Source organism: Sphingobacteriaceae bacterium GW460-11-11-14-LB5 (assembly GCA_002151545.1).
Classification (GTDB): domain Bacteria; phylum Bacteroidota; class Bacteroidia; order Sphingobacteriales; family Sphingobacteriaceae; genus Pedobacter.
This window is the reverse complement of sequence record CP021237.1, coordinates 2,641,545-2,668,235: the sequence shown is the minus strand read 5'-3', so window position 1 is coordinate 2,668,235 and position 26,691 is coordinate 2,641,545. Positions and strand designations below refer to the sequence as shown.

The following is a 26,691-nucleotide window of genomic DNA, read 5'->3' as shown; positions in this document are numbered from 1 at the left end:
AAATAATATTCAAATGAAAAAAGATTTGCACCCAACAAGCTACAGACCAGTTGTTTTTAAAGACATGTCTAACGAGTATGCTTTCTTAACAAAATCTTGCGTAGATACTAAAGAAACAATTAAATGGGAAGATGGTAACGAGTATCCTCTTTACAAATTAGAGATTTCTCACACTTCTCACCCTTTTTATACTGGTAAAATGAAATTGGTTGATACAGCAGGACGTATCGATAAATTCAAAAACCGTTACGCTAAGAAATAATTTTAGCAACAAAAAGCATTTTTTGAAGTCCCTTTGCCAAAAGCATCGGGACTTTTTTTATTTTTGTTGCTTATGACAATCAATCTATTTGATGATGCTTCCTGGATGTCTTTACGTCCACTTACGTTTACCAGGCCTGTGGCCGATTTACGCATTGGTATTTTAACCATCGCAGAGAAATGGGCTAAATATTTAAAAGCCGATTTCGGTTTCCAAACTCAAGATTACCTCTCTGTAAAGTTTGCGACCAAACCAAATGCCGATTTATTTATAAATGGCTCCGTTTGTCCCGATGAGGCTTTACTTAGTGCCGTGACTGGCCTTAAAGCGGGTGAGGTACTTTATCAAAGAGATGTGATTATTGCGTATAGCTCAGATCAGCATGATTTAGCATCGGTTAAATCATTAAAGCCGGTTGAATATAAAAGTGATTTTATACAGATTGTTTATCCGGAGCATATTTTTGGGAATAATCCAGGTGAGATCAGAAAAGATTTTAAACTGTTAACCGAAGGACGCAGCTCAGCAAAGATCAGTAGTACCAACCAATTGCTGGGTGATGATGTTTTCTTTGAAGAAGGGGCTAAAGCCGAATGTAGTGTGCTAAACAGCACTATCGGGCCTATCTACATCGGTAAAAATGCTGAGGTATGGGAAGGGAGTTTGATCAGGGGATCTTTTGCGCTTGGCGAGAACTCATCAATAAAAATGGGTGCTAAAATATATTCCGGTACTACCATTGGCCCCAATAGCCGTGCCGGAGGCGAAATTAACAATTCGGTCATTTGGGGCAATTCGGCCAAAGGTCACGAGGGGTATTTGGGCAATTCGGTAATGGGCGAGTGGTGTAATATTGGAGCCGATACAAACAACTCGAATTTAAAAAACAACTATGCCGAAGTAAAACTTTACGATTATGAAGGCAAAAAAATGCGCAATACCAATCTGCAGTTTTGTGGTTTAATTATGGCCGATCATGCTAAATCGGGCATAAATACCATGTTTAATACTGGTAGTGTGGTTGGTATTGGTGCTAATGTTTTTGGGGCAGGCTTCCCTCCAAATCATGTACCCGATTTTAGCTGGGGAGGTGCCAGTGGCTTCGATACCTATAGACTGAATAAAATGTTCGAAACAACAGAAAAGGTATTTGCCCGGAAAAATATAACCTTTGATGAAGTAGAAAAGGATATTATTACTAAAGTATTTGAATTAACTGAATCGTATAGACGATTTTAAATAAGTTGAAAGGTTGAAATGTCTCAACGTTTGAACATTCCAACTTTAAAACATTCTAACATTAAAATAACACAAAATGAGAAAAAAGATTGTTGCCGGTAACTGGAAAATGAACTTAGATTACAATGAAGGTGTTTCGTTGTTCAGCGAAATCGTAAATATGGTTAAAGATGAGCGCAAAGGCGATCAGCTGGCTATTATTTGCTCACCGTTTATTCATTTAAACAGCTTGGCAAAATTGGGTGGTAACGATGTTAAAATTGGCGCTCAAAACATTAGTGATAAAGAAAGTGGAGCATATACTGGCGAAACTTCGGCTAAAATGGTAAAATCTGTTGGTGCAGAATACGTTATTTTAGGTCACTCAGAGCGCAGGCAGTATTTTGCTGAAAGCGATGCTTTATTGGCTGAAAAAACTAAAGTTGCCCTTGCAAATGGTTTAACACCAATTTTCTGTATCGGCGAAACTTTAGATGAGCGTAACAACGGCAGTTATTACGAAGTATTAAAAAAACAATTGGTAGAAGGTATTTTTAGTTTAGCTGAAGCAGACTTCAAAAAACTGGTTATTGCTTATGAGCCAGTTTGGGCTATCGGTACAGGTTTAACGGCTTCACCAGTGCAGGCACAAGATATTCATGCTTTTATCCGCAGTGAAATTCAGGCTAACTATGGTTTTAATGTAGCTGATGATACCACTATTTTATACGGTGGGAGCTGTAACCCTAGCAACGCTGCAAGCTTATTTTCTCAAAACGATATTGATGGTGGCCTAATTGGTGGTGCATCATTAAAATCACGCGATTTTACAGACATTATTAAAGCATTAAACAGCTAAATGCAATACATTAAAGCAATATTTACATTCAAAAGTATCGAAGACTATCAACAGGATTTGCTTATCAGCGATCTTGCCGATTTAGGCTTCGATACTTTCGAAGATAGTGAGGGTGGTTTTACGGCTTTTGTCATCAAGGATAATTTTAACGAGCAGGAATTAAAAGATCTCCTGGCGAACTATAGTGAAGAGTTTACAACAGCGTATACCTTAGAAGATGTTGCCGACGAAAACTGGAATGCCGAATGGGAGAAAAATTTTAGTCCGCTGATTATTGATGATGTGTGTTATGTGCGAGCCACCTTTCATGAGCCACAGCCATCATATCCATACGAGATTGTAATTGATCCTAAAATGGCTTTCGGTACCGGACATCATCAAACGACTACAATGGTGATGCAGTATATTTTAGCTGCCGATTTAAAGGATAAAAATATCCTGGATATGGGCTGTGGAACCGGTATTTTGGCCATTTTGGCTGCTAAACTAGGCGCTAAAAGTTTAATGGCTATCGATTATGATGATATCTGTTATGAAAGTACTGTAGAAAATGCTGCACTTAACCAGGTAGATAATTTAAAGGCACTTTGTGGCAGTAAAGAGGTGATTCCTAACGAAGAATACGATGTCATCTTCGCCAACATCAATAGAAATATCCTGCTTGACCAGATTCACCGTTATGCCGAGGTATTGAAGGCAGGAGGTAAAATTTTCTTTAGCGGATTTTATTTAGATCCCGATTTAGGAATGATTACCGCTGAATGTGCGAAATACGGCATCAAATACGTTGATCATAAACAAAATGGCGATTGGGTTGCGGCTCAATTTGAAAAGAAGGTTTAAGGTGATAGGTTTAGGGTTTAAGGCTTAAACGCCATACGCAAACCGACAACCGCTGTCAAAGGCGTAAGAAGTAGGGAGTTTTCTCACATCTCATGTCTCAAATCTAAAATAAAAAATATGCGCATACATTTTATTGCGATTGGCGGAAGTGCAATGCATAACCTGGCCATCGCTTTACATAAAAAAGGGTATCAGATTTCGGGTTCTGATGATGTGATTTTCGAACCAGCAAAATCCCGTTTGGATAAATATGGTTTATTGCCTGCTGAAATGGGCTGGGATGAAAACCGCATTTCAAATGATCTGGATGCTGTAATTTTAGGGATGCATGCCCGCATTGATAATCCAGAGTTACTGAAAGCACAAGAATTAGGCGTTAAAATCTATTCTTATCCCGAATACATTTACGAACAAAGTAAAAATAAATTACGCGTGGTCATTGGCGGTAGTCATGGTAAAACAACCATTACCAGTATGATTTTGCATGTGCTGAATTATTACAAACGCGATTTCGATTATCTGGTTGGTGCACAGCTGGCAGGTTTCGAAACCATGGTTAAAGTTACGGAAGAAGCGCCTGTGATGATTATAGAGGGGGATGAGTATTTATCCTCACCAATTGATAGAAGACCTAAGTTTCATCTTTATAAAGCCAATGTTGCCGTAATTAGTGGTATTGCTTGGGATCACATTAATGTTTTTCCAACCTATGCCGATTATACTTCGCAGTTTGATAAGTTTATTGATACGATTGAGGAGAACGGAACATTAATTTATTGTAAAGCAGATGCCGATCTGAATGAAATTGTAACACAATCAAAAGCCAATATCTCAAAAATTGCTTATGCCATTCCGGCGCATGAAATTAGAAACGGAATCACTTATTTGCTTCCTGAAGAAACGGCTTTAAAAATATTCGGCGATCATAACCTGATGAATTTAAATGCAGCAAAACTGGTGTGCAAACAGTTAGATATCAGTGAAAAAGAATTTGATGCGGCCATTTCCTCATTTACAGGTGCAGCTAAACGTTTAGAAGTCATCTCAGCTGATGAATCGACTAACGTTTATAAAGATTTTGCACATTCACCATCAAAATTAAAAGCGACGATTGATGCGGTTAAAGCACAATTTGCCAATCGTAAATTAGTAGCCTGTATTGAATTGCATACTTTTAGCAGTTTGAACAAAGATTTCCTGAAAGAATATACCGGCGCAATGGATAAAGCCGATGAGGCGATTGTATTCATCGATATTAAATCTTTCGAGCAAAAACGCATGGAGCCTTTTTCTGAAGATGATGTTCAGCAGGCATTTGCCAATCCAAAACTGAAGTTTTTTAATGATGCGGCAAAGTTAAAAGCCTATTTGTTAAGTTTAAATTATAGAGATGCTAATCTATTGATGATGAGCTCTGGTAATTATGCCGGATTCGATCTGCCTGAACTGGCTGGTGAATTGCGTAAATAGGTGTTACGATAATAACCAGTTAACATGAAAAAATCACTAACGTTTTTGGCAACAATTGTATCAACAATAGTGTTTGGACAAGTTGAACAGCAGCAAAATCCTGCTGATTTTTTACCAAAAGGCTATGTGGTTTTTGAAAAAATAAATGGCGACTTGAATAAAGATGGTCGGGAAGACTGTGTTCTTCTCATCAAGGCAACAGATAAAAGAAAAATTGTTACAGACAAATATCTTGGAAAGTTAGACCGTAACCGAAGAGGTATCATAATTCTGTTCAACAAAAAAAAGTATTATGAACTAGCAGTGAAAAACTATGATTGTTTTTCTTCAGAAAATGAAGATGGTGGTGTTTATTTTGCGCCTGAACTTTCTATTGAAATTAAAAAAGGAAATTTGTATGTTCAATATGGGCACGGTAGGTATGGCTATTGGCAATATACTTTTAGGTATCAAAATTCAGGTTTTGAATTGATAGGTTATAACGCAAGCAACGGTGGTGCTGTAATTGACAGCGAAATTAGTATTAACTTTTTAACTAAAAAGAAGCAGGAAAAAGTAAATACAAATGAAAATGCTCAGGGTGGTGATGAAGTTTTTAAAGAAAAATGGAGCAATATAAAGTTAAACAGAATGATTAATTTAAAAGAAATTAAAAATTTTGATGAACTTGATGCGATGTATTCTCAATAATAACATTAATAGGTTAAATAAAAGTCGTGATTTAGCACTTACATAAAATTTTGTATTGATAATCCCGATATTAGTCAAGTCGAATGTGAGATTTGTGAAGAATCCTTTTAGTCAAATCTCATATCTAACACCTCAAATCTACCCCAATGAAAAGCATCGGAGATCACATTAAACAAAGCAGGCTGGCCTTAGGTTTAAGTCAGGCTGATGCCGCTAAAAAGCTAAATATTTCTACTCCGGCTTTCTGTAAAATCGAGACGGGTCAAACCGATCTCAATATCTCCCGTTTACTCCAGATTTCCAAAACATTTAAGGTTCCGGTTATGCAGCTGATCGCCGGACAATCAGGAGGATCTAATTCTTCTGAAGAATTAACCGCGCTTAAAAAAGAACTGATCGAAAAAGAAGAGGAAATTAACAAACTCCGTAAAAAGGTGATTGATCTGTACGATAAACTTGGGATATAAAATGCGGTTTATCTGCTATTTTGCCGACTAATTATCATATTAAAATTATAATAAAGAATAAAATTCATTATTATTTAAAATATTTTGAATTTTATTCTAATAATTTATAGTTTTATAGAATGGTAATCGAAAACAATTTTAGTCTGGATCATGTCGATCTGGCTATACTCAGACTTATGCAGGATAATGCGCGGATCTCGAATGTAGATTTAGCGAAGGCATTGGATCTGGTTCCATCAGCTGTGCTGGAACGGGTAAAGAAGTTGGAAAAGAAGAATGTAATTACCCAATATAATGCCCGGATAAATCCTGTGGCGCTCGACTTAAAATTACTAGCCTTTATTTCGATGAAATCATCTCAAAGTTTAGGCTGTAGTGATACCGCAAACGAGCTGGCAAAAATACCTGATGTGCAGGAAGTGCACGTCATTGCAGGGGATGATTGCTTTCTGATTAAGGTGAGGACAGCAGATTCGGCCTCATTAATGGCTTTATTGCGTGATGAATTTAGTAAGATTCCAAATATTTTATCGGTTAAAACCACGATTGTGCTGGAGACTGTAAAAGAGCAGCAAAAATTAGTAATTCCTGAAAAATAAAAACATGGCAAATTTAAATAAAACAGCATCTCCGGTAATGGTTTACCTCGCATTTGCTATTGTATATATCGTATGGGGTTCAACTTACTTTTTCATTCAAAAGGCCCTGGTTGGTTTTCCACCTTTTATTTTAGGCGCATTCCGTTTTTCTATTGCAGGAGTGCTCATGTTAACCTGGTGCAAGATTAAGGGTGAAGACATTTTTAATCTAAAAACCATTAAAATTGCTGCAGTAAGTGGTATTTTAATGTTAGGCTTAGGTAATGGAATCGTTATTTGGGTAGAGCAGTTTATCCCCAGTGGTTTAGTGGCTATTATGGTGGCCTCAGCAGCCATATGGTTCGTTATTTTAGATAAATCACATTGGAAAGAAAACCTGAGTAATAAGTATATCGTTTCGGGTTTAGTGATTGGCTTTTTAGGGGTTGTGCTCTTATTTGGCAACCAGATCGTGCAAGCGCTTGATAAACCTCAAAGTAACCTGCAGGTTATAGGCATGGTATTACTTGTTTTTGGACCAATAGCCTGGGCTGGGGGATCGCTTTATTCGAAATATCATCCCACTACCGGTAGTTCGGTTTCGGTTAATACGGGCTGGCAGATGTTGATGGCCAGTCTCGCTTTTTTACCCGGAGGGTTTTTCAAATCTGAGTTTAAATTGCTCGATTGGGGCAGCATACCGCTTGATGCCTGGTTATCGATTATCTACCTTATCCTTTTTGGTTCAATTGCTGCCTTTAGCGCTTATGTATGGCTGCTTAAAGTCCGTCCGGCTACGCAGGTGAGCACCTATGCTTATGTAAACCCGGTAGTAGCAGTTTTGTTAAGTTTAACCTTTACCAATGAAGTGATTGGCCTAACGCAGGTAATTGGATTGGTGATTATTTTGGGAAGTGTGCTCTTGATTAATTTGCCGAAATATAAAAGCGCGTAGATTATTATAGTGGATTCGTCATTTCGACTGTGGTGCAGTCCCGAATATTCGGGAGAGAAATCTGCTGCATACGGCTTAGAAGTTAATTGATCCGTGTTTTCAGTGAATCCGTGGCAGGAAAATAAAAAAAGGTTCGTGGAGACACGAACCTTGGCAATTGACAACCCCATTCAGGTTAAAATATCTTGCGCATCGTTAAATGCTTTTTGCCAAAGGTAGCACCGGTGGCTTTATGGATAGCAATCATCTGTTCGTTAAAATCGCCTACCCAACTCAATTCGAGTTCCTTGTATTGGTTTTTAGGCAGCACATATTCACCTAAGCGGATAAAAAGAACCGATTCTAAGCCATGTTTTTGGAATTTAGGTTTAGTACCCATTACAATTGCACGCATGCGGGTAACGCCCACCCAGCGACGGTAAGCAAACTTTAATTTTTCAATTAAACCTAATTTGCCATCAAAACCTTTTATCATCTGGTTAGCATCCGGAATCAGCACAACAAAGGATGCTGGTTCGCCATTAAAGTACGCAAACTGGATGAGATGTTCATCCATAATGGGCTCCATACTTTTAAAACTTTCTTCGAGGGTTTCTTTTTTAATGGGCACAAAGTTTTCAAAATCCTGCCAGCCATCATTGTAGATTTCCATTAAATCGTTAATGTATTTGCTCGAATTGGCTTTGCTGAAATATTCGAAAGTATAACCAGGTTTATTTCTTACCCAGTTGGCAATTTTGGTAAAACGTTCCGGGAAAGGAATAGTAAGGTTAATGTGGTTGGTTAATTGCTCGTATTCGGTAACGAAACCATATTTCTCGAAAAATTTCTGATAGTATGGAAAGTTATAGTTCATGCCGAAAGAAGGGGGGGTGAAGCCTTCAACTAGTAAGCCCCAAAAGCTATCGTTTTCGCCGAAATTAATCGGGCCGTCCATCGCTTTCATTCCATTTTCGCTTAACCATGTTTTGGCAGTATCGAATAAAAGAAAGGCAGCTTTTTCATCATCAATACATTCAAAAAATCCCATACCGCCTGTTGGCTGGTCGTAATGGTAGGCTTTTTTCTCATTGATAAAAGCAGCTACACGGCCAATCAGTTTTCCTGCATCGTCTTTTAAAACCCAACGCGTACATTTTCCATGCGCAAAAAAGGTATTTTTCTCGGGGTTAAAAACATTTTCAACTTCACTATCCAGCGGACAGATCCAGTTTTTATCGTTTTTATATAGGATTTTTGGAGTGTCTAGAAAGTCTTTTTTTAATGATGAATTGCTTACGGGTATAACTTGCATGGGCAGATTTTAAAATTAAAAAGCATCCTACCAAGCGGGCGGATGCTTTTTCAAATATATGTTTTTTTAAATATTAATAATCGTCGTCGTCATCGTCGAAATTATCGAAGTTGTCAAGGTCATCTAATGGCATATCAAAATCATCATCGTCATCATCTTGAGGCTTCTTTTTCGTTGTTTGAATATCGTCATCTTCAAGATCATCATCTTCGTCTACCTGTTTCTTGGTAGTCGGCTTGGTTGGGAGTTTCTTTGGCGCTTTCATAACACAAAAATAAAAATTGCTTTTATAGTTTAAAAATACAAAAAAACTTTTTTTAATAACAACCTGGAAGCAAAGAAATTAATTTATTTATTCCACATTTTCTCCGACCGTATTTTCCTCCTTTACGATATCTTTTAACTGGGGAAGTTGGTTTAGGTTATTTAAACCAAAATAATCCATAAATAAGGTGCTGGTGCTATACAGAATAGGTCGGCCCGGCGTTTCTGCTTTTCCATCGATACTGATCAGCTCTTTTTCCAGCAGTCGTTGTACAGAATAATCTGAATTAACACCTCTTATCTGTTCGATTTCTAATTTAGTAATGGGTTGGCGGTAGGCTATAATAGCCAGCGTTTCCATAGCAGCCTGACTTAATTTTTTCTTCGAACGGTGTAACTGCAGCTGGTTAACCGTTTCATGGTAATCTTTTTTGGTGAGAAACTGATAACCATTATTTAAGAATACCAATTCGATGGCAAAATCATCATGGCTATATTTTTCCTTAATTTGTTCAACACTTTCGAATACCTGTGCTTCGGTAAATTCTTCATTGAAAACAGCATTTAAGGCCAGTATAATTTCTTGCGTACCGATGCTTTGACTGGAAGAGAATACAAGGGCTTCGATGTGCCTGGAGATGTTGTGATTGGGCATATACAAAAATAGAATTTTTGGGCATAAAAAAAGCGGTCTCGCTTTTAAAAACAAGACCGCTTTCAACACACAAATGAAACCTGAATTAAGATATAGTTTTAGGTTAGGTTATTAAATATCTATATCAATTCTATAAGAACGTCTTTGATAAACACTATCGTTTATTTCTAACACAAGTTTAAGGCTAAACCGGGTTCGAACAAGATTCTATTTAGTGAGTGGTATTAATAATTGAGTAAACGGTAAATTTTCTATTTTAACGGTATACAAATGGATACCGTAGTACCATTTGTGGTGTTCTGCTTCACATTTAAGTGTATAGGTTTTGCTCCAATCTGACCTAAAAGGTGCAATCTTTCTTTGGTTAACTGCATACCTTTACTAATGTGTGTTTCCTTTTTATCCTTTAAAGAGTTGTCAATTCCAATCCCGTCATCAATAATTTCGATGTTAAGATAGAATTCATCTTTCAGTTTAATGTTGATCAGGATTTCGCCGCCGGTTTCTTTTGGCATAATGCCATGCCATATTGCATTTTCTACATAGGGCTGCAACAACATAGACGGTATAAAAGTTTCTTCTTTATCGATATCTTCATCCACATTAAAAATATAGGCTAATTTATCTCCAAAACGATTCTTTTCCAGCTTAAGATAGAGGTTTAGGTATTCCAGTTCTTCTTCAAGTGAGATATAACTTTTTGTGCAGATTTCCAGGTTTTTTCTGATCAGTCTTGCAAACCCTGTTAAAACCTTATTGGCCGAAGCGGTATTCTGCGTATTAATGTAATGCTGAATGGAGTTCATCACATTAAATACAAAATGTGGATTCATCATCGCCTGCAGAGCCTGTTGCTCCAGCATGAGTACTTTGTTTTTTAATAATAATTGCGCCTGCTCTTTATCTTTCTGCTTGCGGGTAATGTAAACAGCTACCTTGTAAAAGATATAGGCTACAAGCAATATTAAAATAGATAAAAACCACAGGCTTTGCCAAAAATGCTTTTTAATGGTAAAAGCGATTTTCGCCGATTCGCCCCAATTACCGTTCTGGCTTTTTGCACTTACTTCAAATACATAATCGCCTGATTGTAGTGAAGAAAAATCTAAACGTCTGGTACGGGTTTCTACCCACGCCGAATTTTCGTTTAAGCGGTAACGATAGGTAATATCACTGGTGGTAAAATCGACTGCACTAAAAGTAAACAGAATGGTATTGTTACCGGTTTCGAAAGTAAAATTACCCTGATCAACCGGCAAACGCTCATTATCTTTAATGATAGAGGTAACGTAAACTTTAGGAAGATTCCTAACAATATTTTTATTATTGTATTTGAATAAGATCAGGCCTTTGTTTGTCGCAAAATAGGCGGTACTGTCATCAATAAATAAACTGTTGATGTCGTCACTCAAAAGATCTTTGCCATAATCGAAATTAGCCACAGTGGGTTGATTAGGATAATCGGCTATTTTGTTAACGCCTTTATTGGTTAATACCCATATTTCGCTGTTTTTTACAAATATTTTGGTACAGATATTATTCGTTAAACCATCTTTTTGAGTAATCTGGCGGGTAATCTGATTGTTCTTATAAAAAATTAAACCATAGCCATCTGTCGCCAGAATCAATGTGCCATCGGCAAGCTGCTGAATGTCATTGATCCTTTTGGTAAGCAAAGGATGGTTTTCGTAATGTTTAATCAGTTTCCCTTTAGAAAATTGGGAAAGACCATTGATATTCGAGAACCACAAACTGCCTTCGCGATCGTAAAAAACGTGGTAAGACCTGTCTTTAAAAAAATCTTCTTTTTCGCGGTATTTTGCCGCGTTAAACTCAAATTTATTTCTTCTGTCTGATAAGAAAACCACTCCCGATGATAGGGCTAAGGCAAGTTGATTGTTATTTTCACCCACGCTAAAGTGTTTAATAACGAACATCGAGTTGTTTGATTCTTTTAAATAACTTACCTCATTACTGTTGTTGTAGATATTTTTGAAAACACCCATTCCATAATCAGAAGCAAAATATATGGATTGGTCTTTTGGGTCGAAAGTAATCTGTTTAATGGTTTTATATTTCTTAAAGTCATCTAAACCAATTTCATCTACCTGATAATTGTTGATGGTGAGCACATCGATTACGGCATCATCAGTACCCAGCCACAGGCGGTTTTTCCCATCTTTGGTAATGCTTTTGATGACATTGCTGCTCAGACCAGATTCTGCATCAATAATCGATAACCGGTTATTGGTATTAGGGAGCATATAAATTCCCTGATTGGTGGCAAACCACATGTTCTGGTTATTATCCTTGATTACCTGGTTAACCGAAATATCCTGCAGATATTGGATTGTTTTCCCGCTTTTATCGAGGGCGAAGGCTCCATTGGCATTCGATAACCAGACCTCTTTGGTCTTAACATCGTAATAAAAATATCCCGACATGTTCTTGATCAGATTCTGGGGAATCGGGATGAGATCGTTAATGCTGCCGTGCCTGTATTGTTTTAATCCTCCACTGTCCAGGTAAAATAAAGATCTGTGGCTACTGTTTGAAGCGGTCATGTAAGAAAGTGGTTGTACTTTCGAACTGACCATGGAAAAAGTTTTTCCATTAAACTTTTGTACACTTAAGTCGCTATAAGCAAATATGTTACCTTGCTCATCTTCATGAATAAAGGCGTTGATGAATTTATCGTTTAGATTAGGGGAGATGTATTTTTTGATCGTTTTTCCATCCCAGCAAACGATCAGGTTCGCATTGGTTCCGAGCCAGATCCGCCCCGATTTATCCACTAAAAAGGAAACAATTACTGTATTAAAGTTTAGCTTTTTAAGCAGTTCATCATTGTCCTGGTTATAAAATTTTCCTTCTTTTAAGTAGCTGAGCTGACCGTTCAGGGCAAAAAACCACAACCGTCCCTCTTTATCTTCCCTCATCTGGAGGATCTGGGTGTCAGGAAGTCCATCTTCGATGGTGAAGTTCTGGAAGTTTGTCCCATCAAAACGGCTCAATCCATTATCGGTGGCAATCCATATAAAACCTTTTTTATCTTGTAAAATGTAATAACAGTTATTGCTGGCAAGCCCGCTTTTTGTATTGTAATGGGGGAGGTAAGTGGTTTGGGCAAGCAGGTTTTTCGGGAGGAAAAATATAATAAACCCGAATAAAAAAGCAATAAAAGAGCGGCCAAAGTTTAACTTCAGGATTGCTTTTTCAGCAAATAAAAGCGCTTTTATGCGTAGTTTAATGATCACTGTTTGCCTTTGTAAATAATTTTATTTTTTCAAAAAAATCGCTTGCTCTTCTTCGCGAAATGTTAATGCTTTCACCATTTTTTAAGAAAACCTGAAGTCCGTTTTTAGAATTATACTCTTTTAAGTGGTTAAGATTTATAATGCTCGACTTATGGATCCGCACAAATTGATCGCCTGGCAAAAGCTCTTCAAATTCCCGTAAAACTTTCGAAACCGTTATTTTATCATGGTTATTTAAGTGTACAATCGAATAATTGCTATCTGCTTCGATGTAAATAATATCATCGATATCAATCATTTTAAAACCCTGTCCATAAGGGAGGGTCAGTTTTCTGATTTCCGCCCGTGAACTTAAACTTGAAGCCAGGTTATTGATTCTTTCGTCGTTTTCGTTCTGGCTTTTAAAACGTTTAATATGTTGAAAAACCTTATCTACAGCTATTTTAAGCTCATCAATATCAATTGGTTTTAACAAATAATCGAGTGCATTTGCTTTAATCGCTTTTAGTGCATACTGATCGTAAGCAGTGGTAAATATAACGGCGGCATTGTGTTTTTGTGCATCGGGAATAAGTTCAAAGCCGTTGCCTCCAGGCATGGCAATATCCAGAAAAATCAAATCAATGGGATGATGCGCTAAAATATCTTTTGCTTCCGCTACAGACCTGGCAATACCGGTAATTTCTACCTGCGGGCAGTTCTGTTGCAGTAAAAAAAATAACGATGAGCGTGCAAATTCCTCATCATCAACAATAATGGCTTTTAATATCGTCATAGCTATAGGTTGGTGAATGTATTAAAATGGTCTTACAAAAAAAAATGCAAAGAGAAAAAACCAGTCTTGAAATTGTCACGTATGTATCATCAAACGAATTCAAAACCACTAAACATAGATTACTATGAAAAACAATGAACTAGAAACAAAAAGTGAACTTCAAGATGAAAGTTTATTTAACAGCACCGTAGGCAGGAGATCTTTTCTTCAGTACGCAGGTGCGAGTGCAGCCGGTATTGCTTTGGTTGCCGCAGGTTGTAAAAAAGATCGTGGCTACATGGATCCGCTTGCAACAGGTGCTACGCTAGATTTTAAAGATGATTTCGGTGTATTAAATTATGCATATGCTTTAGAGCAATTAGAAGCTGCATTTTATGTTAAAGTTGCTTCAGCACCTCCTGCATCTTTCACTGCAGCTCAGAAAGCATATTTCCAGGATATTCAGTTTCATGAAATTGCCCACAGAGAGTTTTTTAAAGCTGCTTTAGGTACAGCTGCAATCGGAAGTCTGGAAGTAGATTTTTCATCAATTGATTTTACCAGTTCTGCCAGTGTTTTAGGAACGGCAATGGCTTTTGAGGATTTGGGAGTGGCGGCATACAATGGCGCCGGACCAAGAATCAAAACTGGTGCTTATTTATTGTTAGCTGGTAAGATTGTTTCGGTTGAAGCCCGTCACGCAGCTTATGTCCGCGATCTGATCTCAAATGGAACATTTGCTGATTTAAACAGCCTTTCTGCTTTAGGTGCTGATAATTCGAAGGGATTAGATGCCGCACTTACTCCAGACAAAGTTTTAAATATTGCTAAAACGTATATCAAAACCAAAATTAATGTAATCAATCTTTAATTTTTAAAACCAGAAATCATGAATATCGTAAATATATTAGAAGAAATTGAAAAAGTTGATGGAGAAATCTATGAGAGATTAAATCCGAGAAGAGCTGCAATGAAAAGCTTTTTCAACATGGGTAAAAAAATCTCTTTAGCGGCTATGCCACTGGCTTTGGGCTCAATGTTCCAAAAAGCTTATGGACAAACCGCTTTACCGGCAGCGGTTGTGGATGTATTGAACTTTGCTTTATCATTAGAGTATTTGGAATACCATTTTTATAATCACTGTATTGTAGGAAAAACTCCGGGATCGGCTGTAACCGATGTTACCTTTAATTTTCCTAATGCAGCCAGCCAGGCAGCCATTACTACCATTCGTGATCACGAAAAAGCGCACGTTGATTTATTGGTAGGCGCTTTGGGAAGTTCGGCCCGTGCACCAATTGCCTATGCAGATACCGATTTTAGAGCAGGTGGAACATTTAGTACCGTATACTCTGATTATGGTACCTTCTTAGCGGTAGCACAAGGTTTTGAAGATACTGGTGTTAGGGCGTATAAAGGTCAGGCAGGGAATTTATTAGTGAGCCCGGGCGTATTGCAAACTGCATTACAAATTCACTCTGTAGAGGCACGTCATGCATCACACATCCGTCAAATGCGTACAGCAGCTGGCACTGCAGTTTACAAACCATGGGTTAGTTTAGGCGCTTCAGGCCAGGCAAATGACTCTGGAGTTCCTCAGGTAGATGCCGTTTATGCTGGTGAAGATTTAACCGTACAGGCAAATGTGAACATTGCAAATATTACTGGTGCACCAAACGCCACTGCGGCTAAACTGGCTGCTGTGGAAAGTTTCGATGAACCACTGGATAAAGCAAGTGTAATCACCATTGCAAACTTATTCCTGAAAGACGGCAAAAAGCTATAATAGCAATTTTTTACATTATTAATTAGGTAATGTTTTGTTTAAGGTAGGGAGGTAGAACTTGGTTTTACTTCCCTTTTTTTGCAAGATTATCAGGATGACAGGATTTTAAGATCAATGTGTATAAAAAATCCATCTCACCTCATCCATTTGACGGCATCTATCCCTTTTACAGTCCTAGTACGTAATTACCTGTTCTTCTAAGTGCTCGGGTAAATCTCTGTAGTTGTATTTTTGTCCGCGTAACTGCGGTTCGAAACCTGCAGCTTTAATAGATTGCTGAATACCATTTGCCGTAAAACGGTGTGGTGCACCAGCCGCCGATACTACATTTTCTTCGATCATAATCGATCCGAAATCATTCGCACCTGCATGTAAGCAAAGCTGTGCGGTAGCTTTACCAACAGTTAACCAACTGGCCTGGATATTTTTAATATTTGGCAACATGATGCGGCTTAAAGCAATCATGCGGATATATTCATCAGCTGTTACATTGTTGCTAATGCCCCGTAAGCGCTTTAATAAAGTGCCATCATCCTGGAAAGGCCATGGAATAAAAGCTAAAAATCCATTTGCATCAGCAGGTTTTTCACTCTGTACCTGGCGGATCCATACCAGATGTTCAAAACGTTCTTCTATGGTTTCAACATGGCCAAACATCATCGTTGCCGAAGTCGTGATGTCTAATTGATGACATGCACGCATCACATCAAGCCATTCTTGTCCGCCACATTTACCTTTCGAAATTAAACGCCTCACGCGGTCGTTTAAAATTTCTGCACCGGCACCAGGAAGTGAATCCATTCCTGCTTCTTTTAGTGCTTTTAATACTTCAGTATGTGTCATGCCTTCGAGCTTTGCAACGTGTGCAATTTCCGGTGGGCCCAAAGCATGTAATTTTAAATCAGGATATAATTCTTTTAGTTTTCTGAATAAGTCGGCATAAAAAGCCAAACCTAAATCGGGGTGGTGACCACCTTGTAATAATAATTGATCTCCACCTAAGCGGAAAGTTTCTTCAATTTTTACTTTATAAGTTTCGATATCAGTAATATAACTTTCGTCGTGGCCAGGCCTGCGGAAGAAATTACAGAATTTACAGTTGGCAATACAAACGTTAGTGGTGTTTACATTACGGTCGATCTGCCAGGTTACTTTACCGCTGGGTACCTGTATTTTTCTCAGTTCATTTGCCACAAACATCAAAGATGCGGTATCGGCATGGTGGTATAGATGGACACCTTCTTCAAGGCTTAAAAAGTCAAAATGTAATGCCCTTTGCAGTAAATCGGCTGTATTCATAATGCAAAAATACTAAATTGTTTATACAACACTGCTTAGTTATTATGGCAGGAAAGTAAATTTTTGGCATAAAAAAAAAGAGCGACCTTATTAAAGAGCCGCTCTTTTTAAAACGTTTACTATTTAAGGGATAATAAAAACCCAATGGTAAAATTGGCATCCCAGTCAAATACGAAAGTATCGCAATTGGTAGCGTCTTTAATAGCTTTGTAGATGTTTACACCGCTTTTAATTTTAATTTTATCGGTATTGTATTGATCAGGATCATTTAGAACAGTAAATCTTTCATCACCTGTACGGGTTTGTTTTGCAAGTTCAAAAGGCACACCTCCGATAATGAAACAAACATCGTGTTTTGTAGAAGGGATTTTTGATGATAAAGATTTAACCTCATTATATACATCATCATCTTTCAGATTTTTCTCATAATATTTAGCGCCGGGTGCTTCAAAAGATTTCACATCGCCATCCATCCACGAAATTTTAGTATTACCTGAACCAATGTCAACAACAAAGGAATTATCATAATAAGATGCAGGTAAAACACATTTTAAGGCGAGTTTACCTTCCTGCTCTGCTGTAACAAGGTTCACCACAAAGCCCATTTTCTTTAATTCAGAACTAATGGCCGTTGTTTTAGGCTCTTTTTGTGCACCAGAACTGATTACAAAGTGAATGTTTTTAGATTTTACACCTTTATCAAACATGGCACCTATATAATCTTTTAGTCCGGTTCTGATATCTGCGGTATTGGCTAAACCTTCATAAACAAAAGATTTTCCAAAATCTTTAGAGATAATTTCCCAGCGTTTTTCCTTATCAATATTTACTACAAAAGAGTTAAAGCCCGATGCACCAACTTCAACAACACCTTTATATTCACCATTTACAGGTTTTTCAGGAGTGTAATTAAAACTTCTTTTTTCATCGCTTTTAGCGGCAGTAGGTGATGATACCTGCTCCGTTGTGTCTTTTTTACTTCCTTCTGTGATGTTTACACCATCAATTTTTCCTGATTCGAAAGCCCAGTAACCAAGGCCAATAATAGGTATTGCAATAATAATTGCTTTTATAGGCCAACGTAGTCTTGCCCAGGTCGATTTTTCTTCCATTGTGATATGTTTTTAATTAAGAGTTTGATTAATCTAATAAGGTAAAGCCTTTGTCTATTTTTTCTTCAGGTTTAAGTTCGTAAGACGCATCGGTCATTCTGCTTACATTAAGCATTTTAAGGTTGCGGTCGTCAACTTTTTTGATGAATTCTTCCAGTTCACTTTGCGATGGTGCACCACCAACGGTAATGTTATTATTCTGATCCAAGAAATCGAGGTTCGAACGGATAGATGCAATATTTTGGCTGATGGCTCCGGTAGCCGCATTCATCGCTTCCTGAAAAGCCCATCCATCTTTAATGTTAAAAACTTCAGCAAGGCCTTCAGTTGCATTTTTCATTTTTTGGGTTGCTTCCAGTTTTTTAGAAATGATAGAAATACTGCTATCTAAGGTGCTCACATAAATGCGGGCAGCACTTTCGTTATCTTTTAAAACTTCTAAAACTTTAGCAAACTGGTTGGCGTATTGTACGTAACTACGTGCATTCTGTTCTTCGGCTTCGCCCTCTTTACCCAAAAGGAAAGCTTTTGTACGCGTTTCTTTTGCATCCCGGTTAAAATCGTTGGCCTTTTCAATATTGTTGTTTGCTGTTTCCTGTTTAGCTTTTTCGTCTAAACCCGCGGCTTCAACAGTAAAGCGTTTAGCATAAGTATATTTTTCTTCGGCAGTTTTCTGAGCGGTTTCTCCGCTTTGGATCATGTCAATCCGTACGCCATCAACATTGGCAATTTTATCTTTCACTCTTTTTAACGTGTCCTTTGCATCTTTTGATAAAAGTTGCAGGGTTTCGATCGGGTTACCTCTTATAATGGCTTTTTCGCCTTTAAAAAGTAAAATTGTTCCTAACCTGTGTAATAAAGAAATAATTTTTGGAGCCAATAAAAGCAATACAATCAGTATAATACTAAAAATAACCAGTAAAATACTTTTGGCTGCATAAACCAGCATAATTGGCAAAAATTTGAAAAATGCAAATGCACCTCCTAAAATTAGCGCCCAAAAAAAGATACTTGACATTACCTTTTTGCCTTCAGGTGTTTGTATTTGACTGGGAAGATGATCGCCTAAAACCTGAAATATAGGCAGCTGACTTTTAATTTCGGCTGGAATATTTACATACTGATTTTTGTTTTCCATTACGTTTTCGTTAATTTTTAATCGTTAATTTATGTTTGTTTCAATAATATTCAGTGCTTTTTCAATATCGGCTATTACCTCCTTAACTGCTGCATTACCTAAAGCAATTTTCTGATCGATATCTTTCAACTGCGGATCATACTTCACATTAAGGCTCTTTAAATCCTGCTCTTTATTTTGCAATTTAGTTTTAAGCTCGGCAATGTTTTGTTCAATGCTTTTAATTTCGTTTACCAGATTGTTTTTTTCATCAACCAGGCTGTTTTCTATGTTTTGTTTTTGCTGCTGTTTCTGGCTGCTTTCCTGATCAATAACTTTTTTTAACTCTGTAGCATAATTTCGGCCGGTAGTTAACAGCTTTTGTTTATTTAAGTCTTTTTCTACATATTTTAAAGATGTATAAGCAGCTTTTATCGTTGAAGCATCAATACTGCCCATTTCTGCTGCAGCATTCCAAACCTCAAAAAAATCGAGTCCGGGCTCATTCATTTTTTCCAGTATACCCAAAACTTTTACTTTCATTTGCTTCACATCGGTAACACCTACTGCACTCACATTTTCCTTTAGATTAACCTGTGGCTGGTTAGTTACAGGTTCGGGCGTTTTTGTACTGGAGCTGGTCGGTTGCTGAGCTGGTGTGGTGCCTGGCTCATCTGCACTGTCTTCAAAAATTAATTTTTTTAAACTATTTAAAATTCCGAAAGAATTTTTTGCTGTTTCCTCACCCATGTTTACTTGATTATCTGTTGCTAAAATAATAAAAATAGAATTGCCAGCGACTAAAATATCTTTTAATTGTATTCTCTTGATAATCACTTTCTGCTAAACGAATTATTAAATTATCTTTACCGCTCTAAAATTAAATAATGGTAGATTTTAATCGTTTTACACTAGCTAACGGGTTAAAAGTTTTGGTGCATGAAGATGCAACTACTCCGATGGCAGTTCTGAATATTTTGTATGATGTAGGCGCACGCGATGAGGATCCGGAAAAAACGGGTTTTGCGCATTTGTTTGAGCATTTAATGTTTGGGGGATCAATCAATATCCCCAATTATGACGAGCCTTTACAACGCGTAGGAGGTGAGAACAACGCTTTTACCAGTAACGATATTACTAATTATTACATCACGCTGCCTGCTGAAAATATAGAAACTGCATTCTGGCTGGAGAGCGACCGCATGTTGAGTCTGGCTTTTTCTGAAAAAAGTTTAGATACCCAGCGAAATGTAGTAAGTGAGGAATTTAAACAACGTTATCTTAATCAGCCTTATGGCGATGTTTGGTTAAAGTTGCGTCCATTAGCTTATAAAAAGCATGCTTACCGCTGGGCAACCATCGGGAAAGAACTTTCGCATATCGAAAATGCGACCATGGAAGATGTGAAAGCATTTTTCAAGAAACATTATACCCCACAAAATGCGATTTTGGTAGTGGGTGGCAATGTGAAAACCGAAGCGGTAAAAAAACTGGCCGAAAAATGGTTCGAACCTATTCCCGCCGGAGATAAATACAACCGCGATTTGGTACAGGAGGAACCTCAAACTGAAGCCAGAGCCGAAACTGTTCAGGCGAATGTGCCATTAAACGCGCTTTATATGGCTTTTAAAATGCCAGGGCGATTAAGTCAGGATTATTATGCCTTTGATTTATTATCGGATATTTTATCACGGGGACAGTCTTCGCGTTTGTACAATAGCCTGTTAAAGGAACAGAAACTTTTTAGCGATATCAACGCTTATATTTCGAGCAGTTTAGATCCGGGTTTGTTTATTGTTGAAGGTAAACTGGTGGAAGGTGTAACTATCGAAAGGGCAGAAAAAGCAATCTGGGTTGAACTGGAAAAATTAAAAGCCGAGCTGGTTTCTGAAACTGAATTAACTAAAGTGAAGAACAAGGTAGAATCGGTACTTGTTTTTTCTGAAATGAGCCTGTTAGATAAAGCGATGAACCTGGCTTATTACGAATTACTTGGAGATGCGGCTTTATTGAACCAGGAAACCGAAGCATTTTTAAAGGTTAAAGCCGAAGATATTAAACGGATATCTAACGAAACTTTCCAAACCAATTCATCGTCAACTTTATATTATTTAACTGAAGAAAATGCTTAACAGACAACAGGCGCCTGATTTTAAGCAGGTATCGACCATAAATTTTATCCACCCCGAAAAAAAAGTATTAGATAACGGTGTACCCGTTTTTACAGTTTATTCCGGAGAGCAGGATCTGGTACGTATTGAATTTATTTTTGATAACGTAAACTGGAAACTCGAAAAACCATTGCAGGCGATTGCGGTTAGCGCTTTGATCAATAATGGAACAAATAAATTAACTTCAAAAGAAATTGCAGAGCAGATTGATTTTTATGGTGCATTTTTCCAAACAGAATATGCCCAGGACCAATCTTCGGTTACACTGTACACTTTAAATAAACATTTACATTCGGTATTGCCGATTGTGAAAGATGTTTTATCAGAAAGTCAGTTTCCACAACACGAGCTCGATATTTACATCCAGAATCAGAAGCAAAAGTTACAGGTAAACCTGAAAAAAAACGATGTGCTTTCGAGAAAAGAATTTGCCCATGCTTTATTTGGCGATACCGCTTATGGTGTAAATATTAAAGCAGAACATTACGATGCATTAAAGCGCGAAGATTTAATAGCATATTTTAAAGCGGCCTATGCACCAAATAATTGTACCATAATTGTTTCAGGAAAGTTTGATAACACCAGCTTTGAGCTGTTAAATGATGCTTTTGGGAAGGATTGGGAAAAAAGTAATGCGGTAAAAAATAGTTTCAATTTCACCACAACGGCAAAACAGTTTGTTTATACCGAAAAACCAGAGGCTTTACAATCGGCCATCAGAATAGGTCAGTTGGCGATTAACCGCACACACGAGGATTTTTCGGGACTTCAGATTTTAAATACCGTTTTAGGGGGCTATTTTGGATCACGTTTAATGAACAATATCCGCGAGGATAAAGGTTATACTTATGGCATTGGTTCGGGTATTTCTTCTTTACAACAGGCTGGTTATTTTTATATTGCGACTGAAGTTGGTGCCGATGTTTGCTCCGCTGCATTAACTGAGATTTACAAAGAGATCGAGATATTGAAAAATGAGCTGGTAGGGGAAGAGGAGCTGAATCTGGTTCGGAACTATATGCTGGGTTCGATGCTGGGCAGTTTGGAGAATGTTTTCTCCCATGCCGATAAATTCAAGAACATTTATTTCGCAGGATTGGATTACGACTATTATACCAGATATATCGAGAAAGTTAAAAACATTACTGCAGAAGAATTACTCGCCCTGGCAAATAAATACCTCACAACTGATCATTTTACGGAAGTAGTGATCGGGAAGAAATAAGGGTAAATTAATCCAATAAAGAGGCCGTCATTTCGAGTGGAGTGCAACGAAGTCGAGAAATCTGTCGAGATAGATCACTCCATTCCACTGCGTTCCAGTCGAGATGACGACCTTATATCAATCTACCTGTACTGGCAAAGATACGTTGTTTGAACGCTCGCCTTTACTTTAAATGATGAATTGGCAGGGACTTCAAAATGGCTACCTGCTTTAATGTTTTGCCAGTTGGTGGCATCTGGTAAAAGTGCTGTTAATTCACCTTCTATTACGTGCATAATTTCTTTCTGAGCTGTTCCAAAAGTATATTCTCCCGGATTGATAACGCCTATCGTCGATTTTCCTTCAGCGGTTTCATAGCCTAACGATTTAACGTTGCCATCAAAATATTGGTTTTCAGTAATCATATGCTAATTTATAAAGTTTTTGCTAAAACGGCTTTTTGTTTATCTGCCTGGTAGATCTTTTTATAAAAATCTACATATTCACCATATTTTTCTGGCGGATACTTTTTATTGTTCATGGTTTGTGTTCTGCTATAAACAATCATGTTATCCTTAACACTAAATTTTGCAGTGTACGAGCCAAACTCAGAGTTAATGGCAATATCTTTTGGAATAAACTCTACAGTATAGCCTTTTGGTAAAACGTAACTAATTTCATCATCATCATTATAACTGAACGGAACAGCAAAGTATGTTTTTCTGCCCTCTACTTTAAGCGGAACAGTCTCGCGACGATTCACCTGGTTTACCACCAGAAACAACTTATCTCCACCTTTGGTTAACAAGGGATTGGTTTTAAAGTTAATCTCCTCGGTCAGCACCGGCACCGTTTTATCTGGCTGTGCATATTTATAGCTAATCAGCTCTGCCACCGGAATAGGACTGTCTTCGATTATTGTTTTGCGGAGCTCAACGGGTTCCATTAAAGTCATCGGAAAATTTTCTTCAAACTGCGCGTTGCCGTATGTAGATTTTATTTCAGAACTGGCGGTACCATCTTCAGCCAGGATAATTTTGGTTTTTCTGATCTGATAATTCTCTTTAGCATTGTAAGCAGGGGTATGCACTATTTTCCCACCATCTTCGGTAACCATCAATACATTCCGGTCTGAATTGCTATAACCGATAAATCCCATGGGTTTATATTGGCTGGTACATTCTAAAAACGTAGTGTCTTTTGCTAATGGAACGCATAAAATCATGTGGTTTGCCTGCCCCATGCTGGAGTAATTGGGATTTAAGCTGGGCATATCGTTTCCAATGACAATCAAATTTGAGGCAATGCCTGCTTCATTTAGTAAGGCCTTCATATAATTAGAAAGTGCTTTACAATCGCCATAATTTACCTGGGCAACTTTTTCAGCCAAAATAGGCCTAAATCCACCAATTCCTAACTGAACACTTACATAACGGGTATTTTGCTGCAAATGGTTATATAAAATGCTGATCTTTTCTTTTGGGGTTTTGGCATCTTTAATTAAGTTCTGCACCATTAATTTGGTTGCTTCAGGAAGTTTATTTCCGCCCTGATTTAAGGTAAACAACCAGGATCCGAAATTCTTCCAGTTATCGAAATTTCCTGTAGTACCGTCGTATTCAAACTGATTGGGAGAGGCTTTAACCCAGGCAGAAATGTTATCAATGCCTACACTTAAAGGCTCATCAGCAACTGCTGCAACATTAGCACTTTTCCATTTGTACTGTACCTTTTCTCCATTAAGCACCGAGTCGGTTTGTAAATTCGGACTCGTAATATAGCGCATTTTGTAGTTTTTAGCCTTTTGAATCGTGTAGGCCGATTTTTCTACCGACACCCCGAAACCTTTCAGGTCTTGCCATGAAGGGAAATAAAGCAATCCGTTATAATCCTGACTATAGCTGTACTCTATGGTGTACGGATAGGTTATACTTACAAATTTTAAGAGCTTAAGTCTATTGTCTTCGAAGATCGAAAAATCCGAAATCAAACTTTGGTCTTTAATATCTGAGCTTTTATAGTCCTTTACCTTTTTTCCTGCAGCATCGTAAAGCGTAGCCTTAATGTTGTATATGCTGCTAAATTTATCATAAACCTCTGCCATTTCACCGTAACCTTCACCAGCTTTGGTTAAAATGGTCATCGCCACTTTATAATCTATTTTTCCTGCACCTAAACCCTTAACATCAAAAAATGATTCCTCATTCCTGATGACCACAATCGCATCCTTTTTCAGGTTCTCCGGGATCTTTGCTACATCGTAGTCTACCTGTGCTAATGCACTGTTAACGCTTACAAACGCTAGTGCCAAACTTAAATAGTACTTCATTATACTTTCTTTTTAAATACAATCTGTTCAGCTTGTTTTTCCACAACCGTTTTAAATAATTCTTTTAAATCGAAATATTCTTCCGGTGTATAAAGCGATTTGTTTACGTTGATAATACTTCTTACCATTAAGGTTTTGCCTTCTGCAACGTAATTGATAGTAAATGTTCCATTCTCTTCCGGAAGTTTAAAAATCCCACCTTTTGGTAACTTATCTACTTCATAGTCTTCCGGGAAGTTGATTGTAATCCGGTAACTTTCTTTAAACGGATAAGCAAAATCGACCGGGAATTTTCTTTGCTCCAGTTTGAATAAATTTTCTTTGGTTCTTTCGAAAAGCAACGGTGTAAAATACACCAGGTTCCCGGCTTCTTCCACATTGTCTTCAATTACTGCATCCATCGTTTCAGTCAGCAGCTCATCAAGATTGTCGAGGTTGTCGATTTTATAATTAGAAACTTCAAGACCAGTTTTGTCTTTTTTGAAGTTTTTAACAAATTCGGTTTCGTTATTTGTTTTTCTATACTTATTGCGAAGGTTTAATGCGCTATAGCCTTTTGAATATTGATTGATTTTGCCCGATAATTTATGGTCTTTATCAAGCGTCATATTATAAACAAAAATCTTTTCGCTCGATACACTTGGTTCTGTCGAAAGCCATTTTCCATTAAAACTTTTTAAGTCCATATAAAAGCCCTGGTGGCTCAGGTTATCAGAATCTATCATACCAGCAGGAAGATCTTTATCTGTAGCATCAAGAAAATATAAATTATTACCGATCTGTGTAACACCAATTACGTTATTAAATGCCGATACCACCGGATATCCGGGATGTTCGCCATTCTCTCTTGTACTGATCAAAACAGGGTAGGCATCAATCTTCGCTTCCTTTAATAAACTTAACAGGGCGAGGTTAATATCAGCAGATGAACCTGTTTTCTTTTCGAAAATGCTTTTTGGATTGGTTTCGTAAGCATATTTCGAGTAGTCTTTATTCCATTTTAAATTGTTTTTAACATAGTTGAAAATAAGTTTTACAGCAGCAAGGGTATCTTTTTCGCCCTTTAAAATGCCCGGAAGTACCGATTTGGCATAACTGTTTTTATTAATAAAACCACCAAAATTTTCATCCTCGGCCAGTCCATGTATAATTTTTGGCCACGAACCGTTAAAGTCCTGATAAACTTCACCCGGGAACTGGGTTGCCCTAAGTTCGAATTCTATTTTAGGCGTATAATCGTCCATTGTGGTAACGTAAGGCTCCTCTTTCAATGCAGGGACGTTGGCAGCACAATATTTATCGTAAACAGCAGTAGAACTTAAGCCAGGTACATAGGTTGCATTTACATTTTGGTGAAGCGGATGGTCGACATGATAATATCCACTCAGGTTATTCTTGTAGGTGAGGTATTCAGGTATCTTTACGTTGTACTCCGACCAAAGTGTTGGAATGTTTGACTGGAATTTCCAGCCACGCAGGGTAAAAATAAAGTCTGATTTGATTTTGTATTTAAATTCGATAATAGAGCCTTCTTTAACATTAGGCAATGCAAATTTTTTGATTACATAGTTTTTGTTAAACTCCTCGGTAAACTTGGCATCCTTGTTCAGTTTACTGGTAACCATTTTGCCATCAACCATGTTGTAGGTGGCAGCATCCATAAAATTGAGGTCTTCTTTTGCCGAATTGCTATTTTTGAAAAGTTCTACCTTAAAATTAGCCAGATCGTAGCCATTTTTATTTAAGATTTTGTAACGGATGTGTCTTTCAAAAACATAAATAAATCCTCCGGATCCAGGCCCGACTTCAAAATAACAGTCGCCAACGTCAAACAGTTTAATCGCCGAGGCAGAGGAGTCTTGTCCTGTGGCTTTCACTTCAAATTCTGTCGGGGCAATTTTACCAAACTTGAATTCTCTTTTTATAGGTTGAGTAGTTTGGGCATAAAGGGTGCTAACTCCAACGCATAGCATTAAAGTCAGAAATTTGAGAGCATTTTTCTGCATTTATAAAATTAGTTTTTTGGTTGTGCAATAATAAAAAGATTCAGCGAGATATGATCAATTCATGCACAACAAATTTTTGATATAATCTTTTAAATCAGACG

At 37.5% G+C, this 26,691-nt stretch carries 25 protein-coding genes; 13 read left to right on the top strand and 12 right to left on the bottom strand.

Annotation, left to right across the window (positions count from 1 at the left end):
* Positions 1–13: 13 nt before the first annotated feature.
* From CA265_10810 to CA265_10770, 9 genes are all read left to right on the top strand, one after another.
* On the top strand, positions 14–262 hold the full coding sequence (locus tag CA265_10810; protein ARS40115.1) for a 50S ribosomal protein L31: 249 nt from the start codon (positions 14–16) through the stop codon (positions 260–262).
* A gap of 72 nt (positions 263–334) precedes the next feature.
* The gene (locus CA265_10805) at positions 335–1,501 is read left to right on the top strand and encodes a glucose-1-phosphate thymidylyltransferase (GenBank protein ID ARS40114.1); all 1,167 of its coding nucleotides are present in this window, start codon (positions 335–337) and stop codon (positions 1,499–1,501) included.
* 76 nt (positions 1,502–1,577) lie between these two features.
* Positions 1,578–2,339: a triose-phosphate isomerase gene (locus CA265_10800; GenBank protein ID ARS40113.1), complete on the top strand. Its 762-nt coding sequence runs from the start codon at positions 1,578–1,580 to the stop codon at positions 2,337–2,339.
* Entirely contained in the window at positions 2,340–3,182 is an 843-nt protein-coding gene (locus CA265_10795) for a 50S ribosomal protein L11 methyltransferase (protein ARS40112.1), read from the top strand.
* A gap of 117 nt (positions 3,183–3,299) precedes the next feature.
* The gene (locus CA265_10790) at positions 3,300–4,652 is read left to right on the top strand and encodes a peptidoglycan synthetase (protein ARS40111.1); all 1,353 of its coding nucleotides are present in this window, start codon (positions 3,300–3,302) and stop codon (positions 4,650–4,652) included.
* Between the two features lie 24 nt (positions 4,653–4,676).
* A complete protein-coding gene (locus CA265_10785; protein ARS40110.1) occupies positions 4,677–5,342 on the top strand; it encodes a hypothetical protein in 666 nt (221 codons plus the stop codon).
* A 146-nt stretch (positions 5,343–5,488) separates the two neighbouring features.
* Positions 5,489–5,809, top strand: coding sequence for a hypothetical protein (locus CA265_10780; GenBank protein ARS40109.1), 321 nt, complete (start codon positions 5,489–5,491; stop codon positions 5,807–5,809).
* A gap of 119 nt (positions 5,810–5,928) precedes the next feature.
* Positions 5,929–6,408 carry an AsnC family transcriptional regulator gene (locus CA265_10775; protein ID ARS40108.1) on the top strand — a complete coding sequence of 160 codons (480 nt, stop codon included), beginning with the start codon at positions 5,929–5,931 and terminating at the stop codon, positions 6,406–6,408.
* A gap of 4 nt (positions 6,409–6,412) precedes the next feature.
* Positions 6,413–7,342, top strand: a complete 930-nt coding sequence (locus tag CA265_10770) for an EamA family transporter (protein ARS40107.1) — start codon at positions 6,413–6,415, stop codon at positions 7,340–7,342.
* A 175-nt stretch (positions 7,343–7,517) separates the two neighbouring features.
* On the opposite strand, the gene CA265_10765 is transcribed toward CA265_10770, so the two are convergent.
* The 5 genes from CA265_10765 to CA265_10745 form a co-directional block, all read right to left on the bottom strand.
* Entirely contained in the window at positions 7,518–8,636 is a 1,119-nt protein-coding gene (locus CA265_10765) for an N-acetyltransferase (protein ID ARS40106.1), read from the bottom strand.
* A gap of 73 nt (positions 8,637–8,709) precedes the next feature.
* A complete protein-coding gene (locus CA265_10760) occupies positions 8,710–8,901 on the bottom strand; it encodes a hypothetical protein (GenBank protein ID ARS40105.1) in 192 nt (63 codons plus the stop codon).
* Positions 8,902–8,988: 87 nt separating this feature from the next.
* Complete coding sequence (locus CA265_10755) at positions 8,989–9,555, bottom strand: SMC-Scp complex subunit ScpB (protein ID ARS40104.1); 567 nt, start codon at positions 9,553–9,555, stop codon at positions 8,989–8,991.
* A gap of 251 nt (positions 9,556–9,806) precedes the next feature.
* On the bottom strand, positions 9,807–12,812 hold the full coding sequence (locus CA265_10750; protein ARS40103.1) for a diguanylate cyclase: 3,006 nt from the start codon (positions 12,810–12,812) through the stop codon (positions 9,807–9,809).
* A complete protein-coding gene (locus CA265_10745) occupies positions 12,802–13,587 on the bottom strand; it encodes a DNA-binding response regulator (GenBank protein ID ARS40102.1) in 786 nt (261 codons plus the stop codon). The genes CA265_10750 and CA265_10745 overlap by 11 nt, the downstream gene beginning before the upstream one ends.
* Before the next feature lie 124 nt (positions 13,588–13,711).
* On the opposite strand from CA265_10745, the gene CA265_10740 reads away from it, so the two are divergent.
* Entirely contained in the window at positions 13,712–14,437 is a 726-nt protein-coding gene (locus CA265_10740) for a Tat (twin-arginine translocation) pathway signal sequence containing protein (GenBank protein ARS40101.1), read from the top strand.
* Between the two features lie 18 nt (positions 14,438–14,455).
* On the top strand, positions 14,456–15,352 hold the full coding sequence (locus tag CA265_10735) for a dessication-associated protein (GenBank protein ARS40100.1): 897 nt from the start codon (positions 14,456–14,458) through the stop codon (positions 15,350–15,352).
* Positions 15,353–15,526: 174 nt separating this feature from the next.
* On the opposite strand, the gene CA265_10730 is transcribed toward CA265_10735, so the two are convergent.
* The 4 genes from CA265_10730 to CA265_10715 all read right to left on the bottom strand — a co-directional run bounded on the left by CA265_10730 (position 15,527) and on the right by CA265_10715 (position 19,717).
* On the bottom strand, positions 15,527–16,651 hold the full coding sequence (locus CA265_10730) for a dehypoxanthine futalosine cyclase (protein ID ARS40099.1): 1,125 nt from the start codon (positions 16,649–16,651) through the stop codon (positions 15,527–15,529).
* Positions 16,652–16,770: 119 nt separating this feature from the next.
* Complete coding sequence (locus tag CA265_10725) at positions 16,771–17,763, bottom strand: hypothetical protein (GenBank protein ID ARS40098.1); 993 nt, start codon at positions 17,761–17,763, stop codon at positions 16,771–16,773.
* A gap of 28 nt (positions 17,764–17,791) precedes the next feature.
* Positions 17,792–18,901, bottom strand: a complete 1,110-nt coding sequence (locus tag CA265_10720) for a hypothetical protein (protein ARS40097.1) — start codon at positions 18,899–18,901, stop codon at positions 17,792–17,794.
* A gap of 24 nt (positions 18,902–18,925) precedes the next feature.
* Positions 18,926–19,717, bottom strand: a complete 792-nt coding sequence (locus CA265_10715) for a hypothetical protein (protein ID ARS40096.1) — start codon at positions 19,715–19,717, stop codon at positions 18,926–18,928.
* A 50-nt stretch (positions 19,718–19,767) separates the two neighbouring features.
* Between CA265_10715 and CA265_10710 the strand changes: the two genes are divergently transcribed.
* Together CA265_10710 and CA265_10705 are read left to right on the top strand one after the other, a co-directional pair.
* Positions 19,768–21,012, top strand: coding sequence for a peptidase M16 (locus CA265_10710; GenBank protein ARS40095.1), 1,245 nt, complete (start codon positions 19,768–19,770; stop codon positions 21,010–21,012).
* Positions 21,005–22,276: a peptidase M16 gene (locus tag CA265_10705; GenBank protein ID ARS40094.1), complete on the top strand. Its 1,272-nt coding sequence runs from the start codon at positions 21,005–21,007 to the stop codon at positions 22,274–22,276. The genes CA265_10710 and CA265_10705 overlap by 8 nt, the downstream gene beginning before the upstream one ends.
* A gap of 122 nt (positions 22,277–22,398) precedes the next feature.
* Here the strand turns inward: CA265_10705 and CA265_10700 are convergent, their stop codons facing one another.
* The 3 genes from CA265_10700 to CA265_10690 are packed head-to-tail and all read right to left on the bottom strand — an operon-like array spanning position 22,399 to position 26,590.
* Complete coding sequence (locus CA265_10700; GenBank protein ID ARS40093.1) at positions 22,399–22,680, bottom strand: hypothetical protein; 282 nt, start codon at positions 22,678–22,680, stop codon at positions 22,399–22,401.
* A gap of 8 nt (positions 22,681–22,688) precedes the next feature.
* Positions 22,689–24,584, bottom strand: a complete 1,896-nt coding sequence (locus tag CA265_10695; GenBank protein ID ARS40092.1) for a hypothetical protein — start codon at positions 24,582–24,584, stop codon at positions 22,689–22,691.
* A complete protein-coding gene (locus CA265_10690; GenBank protein ID ARS40091.1) occupies positions 24,584–26,590 on the bottom strand; it encodes a transglutaminase in 2,007 nt (668 codons plus the stop codon). Before CA265_10690 ends, CA265_10695 begins: the two co-directional genes overlap by 1 nt.
* Positions 26,591–26,691: the final 101 nt, after the last annotated feature.

Coding starts and splice junctions, on each gene's coding strand:
- CA265_10700 (ARS40093.1), bottom strand. CDS start 22,680: ATGATTACTGAAAACCAATATTTTGATGGCAACGTTAAATCGTTAGGC.
- CA265_10720 (ARS40097.1), bottom strand. CDS start 18,901: ATGGAAAACAAAAATCAGTATGTAAATATTCCAGCCGAAATTAAAAGT.
- CA265_10695 (ARS40092.1), bottom strand. CDS start 24,584: ATGAAGTACTATTTAAGTTTGGCACTAGCGTTTGTAAGCGTTAACAGT.
- CA265_10795 (ARS40112.1), top strand. CDS start 2,340: ATGCAATACATTAAAGCAATATTTACATTCAAAAGTATCGAAGACTAT.
- CA265_10805 (ARS40114.1), top strand. CDS start 335: ATGACAATCAATCTATTTGATGATGCTTCCTGGATGTCTTTACGTCCA.
- CA265_10690 (ARS40091.1), bottom strand. CDS start 26,590: ATGCAGAAAAATGCTCTCAAATTTCTGACTTTAATGCTATGCGTTGGA.
- CA265_10755 (ARS40104.1), bottom strand. CDS start 9,555: ATGCCCAATCACAACATCTCCAGGCACATCGAAGCCCTTGTATTCTCT.
- CA265_10770 (ARS40107.1), top strand. CDS start 6,413: ATGGCAAATTTAAATAAAACAGCATCTCCGGTAATGGTTTACCTCGCA.
- CA265_10735 (ARS40100.1), top strand. CDS start 14,456: ATGAATATCGTAAATATATTAGAAGAAATTGAAAAAGTTGATGGAGAA.
- CA265_10780 (ARS40109.1), top strand. CDS start 5,489: ATGAAAAGCATCGGAGATCACATTAAACAAAGCAGGCTGGCCTTAGGT.
- CA265_10800 (ARS40113.1), top strand. CDS start 1,578: ATGAGAAAAAAGATTGTTGCCGGTAACTGGAAAATGAACTTAGATTAC.
- CA265_10740 (ARS40101.1), top strand. CDS start 13,712: ATGAAAAACAATGAACTAGAAACAAAAAGTGAACTTCAAGATGAAAGT.
- CA265_10745 (ARS40102.1), bottom strand. CDS start 13,587: ATGACGATATTAAAAGCCATTATTGTTGATGATGAGGAATTTGCACGC.
- CA265_10710 (ARS40095.1), top strand. CDS start 19,768: ATGGTAGATTTTAATCGTTTTACACTAGCTAACGGGTTAAAAGTTTTG.
- CA265_10760 (ARS40105.1), bottom strand. CDS start 8,901: ATGAAAGCGCCAAAGAAACTCCCAACCAAGCCGACTACCAAGAAACAG.
- CA265_10790 (ARS40111.1), top strand. CDS start 3,300: ATGCGCATACATTTTATTGCGATTGGCGGAAGTGCAATGCATAACCTG.
- CA265_10765 (ARS40106.1), bottom strand. CDS start 8,636: ATGCAAGTTATACCCGTAAGCAATTCATCATTAAAAAAAGACTTTCTA.
- CA265_10785 (ARS40110.1), top strand. CDS start 4,677: ATGAAAAAATCACTAACGTTTTTGGCAACAATTGTATCAACAATAGTG.
- CA265_10725 (ARS40098.1), bottom strand. CDS start 17,763: ATGGAAGAAAAATCGACCTGGGCAAGACTACGTTGGCCTATAAAAGCA.
- CA265_10775 (ARS40108.1), top strand. CDS start 5,929: ATGGTAATCGAAAACAATTTTAGTCTGGATCATGTCGATCTGGCTATA.
- CA265_10810 (ARS40115.1), top strand. CDS start 14: ATGAAAAAAGATTTGCACCCAACAAGCTACAGACCAGTTGTTTTTAAA.
- CA265_10705 (ARS40094.1), top strand. CDS start 21,005: ATGCTTAACAGACAACAGGCGCCTGATTTTAAGCAGGTATCGACCATA.
- CA265_10730 (ARS40099.1), bottom strand. CDS start 16,651: ATGAATACAGCCGATTTACTGCAAAGGGCATTACATTTTGACTTTTTA.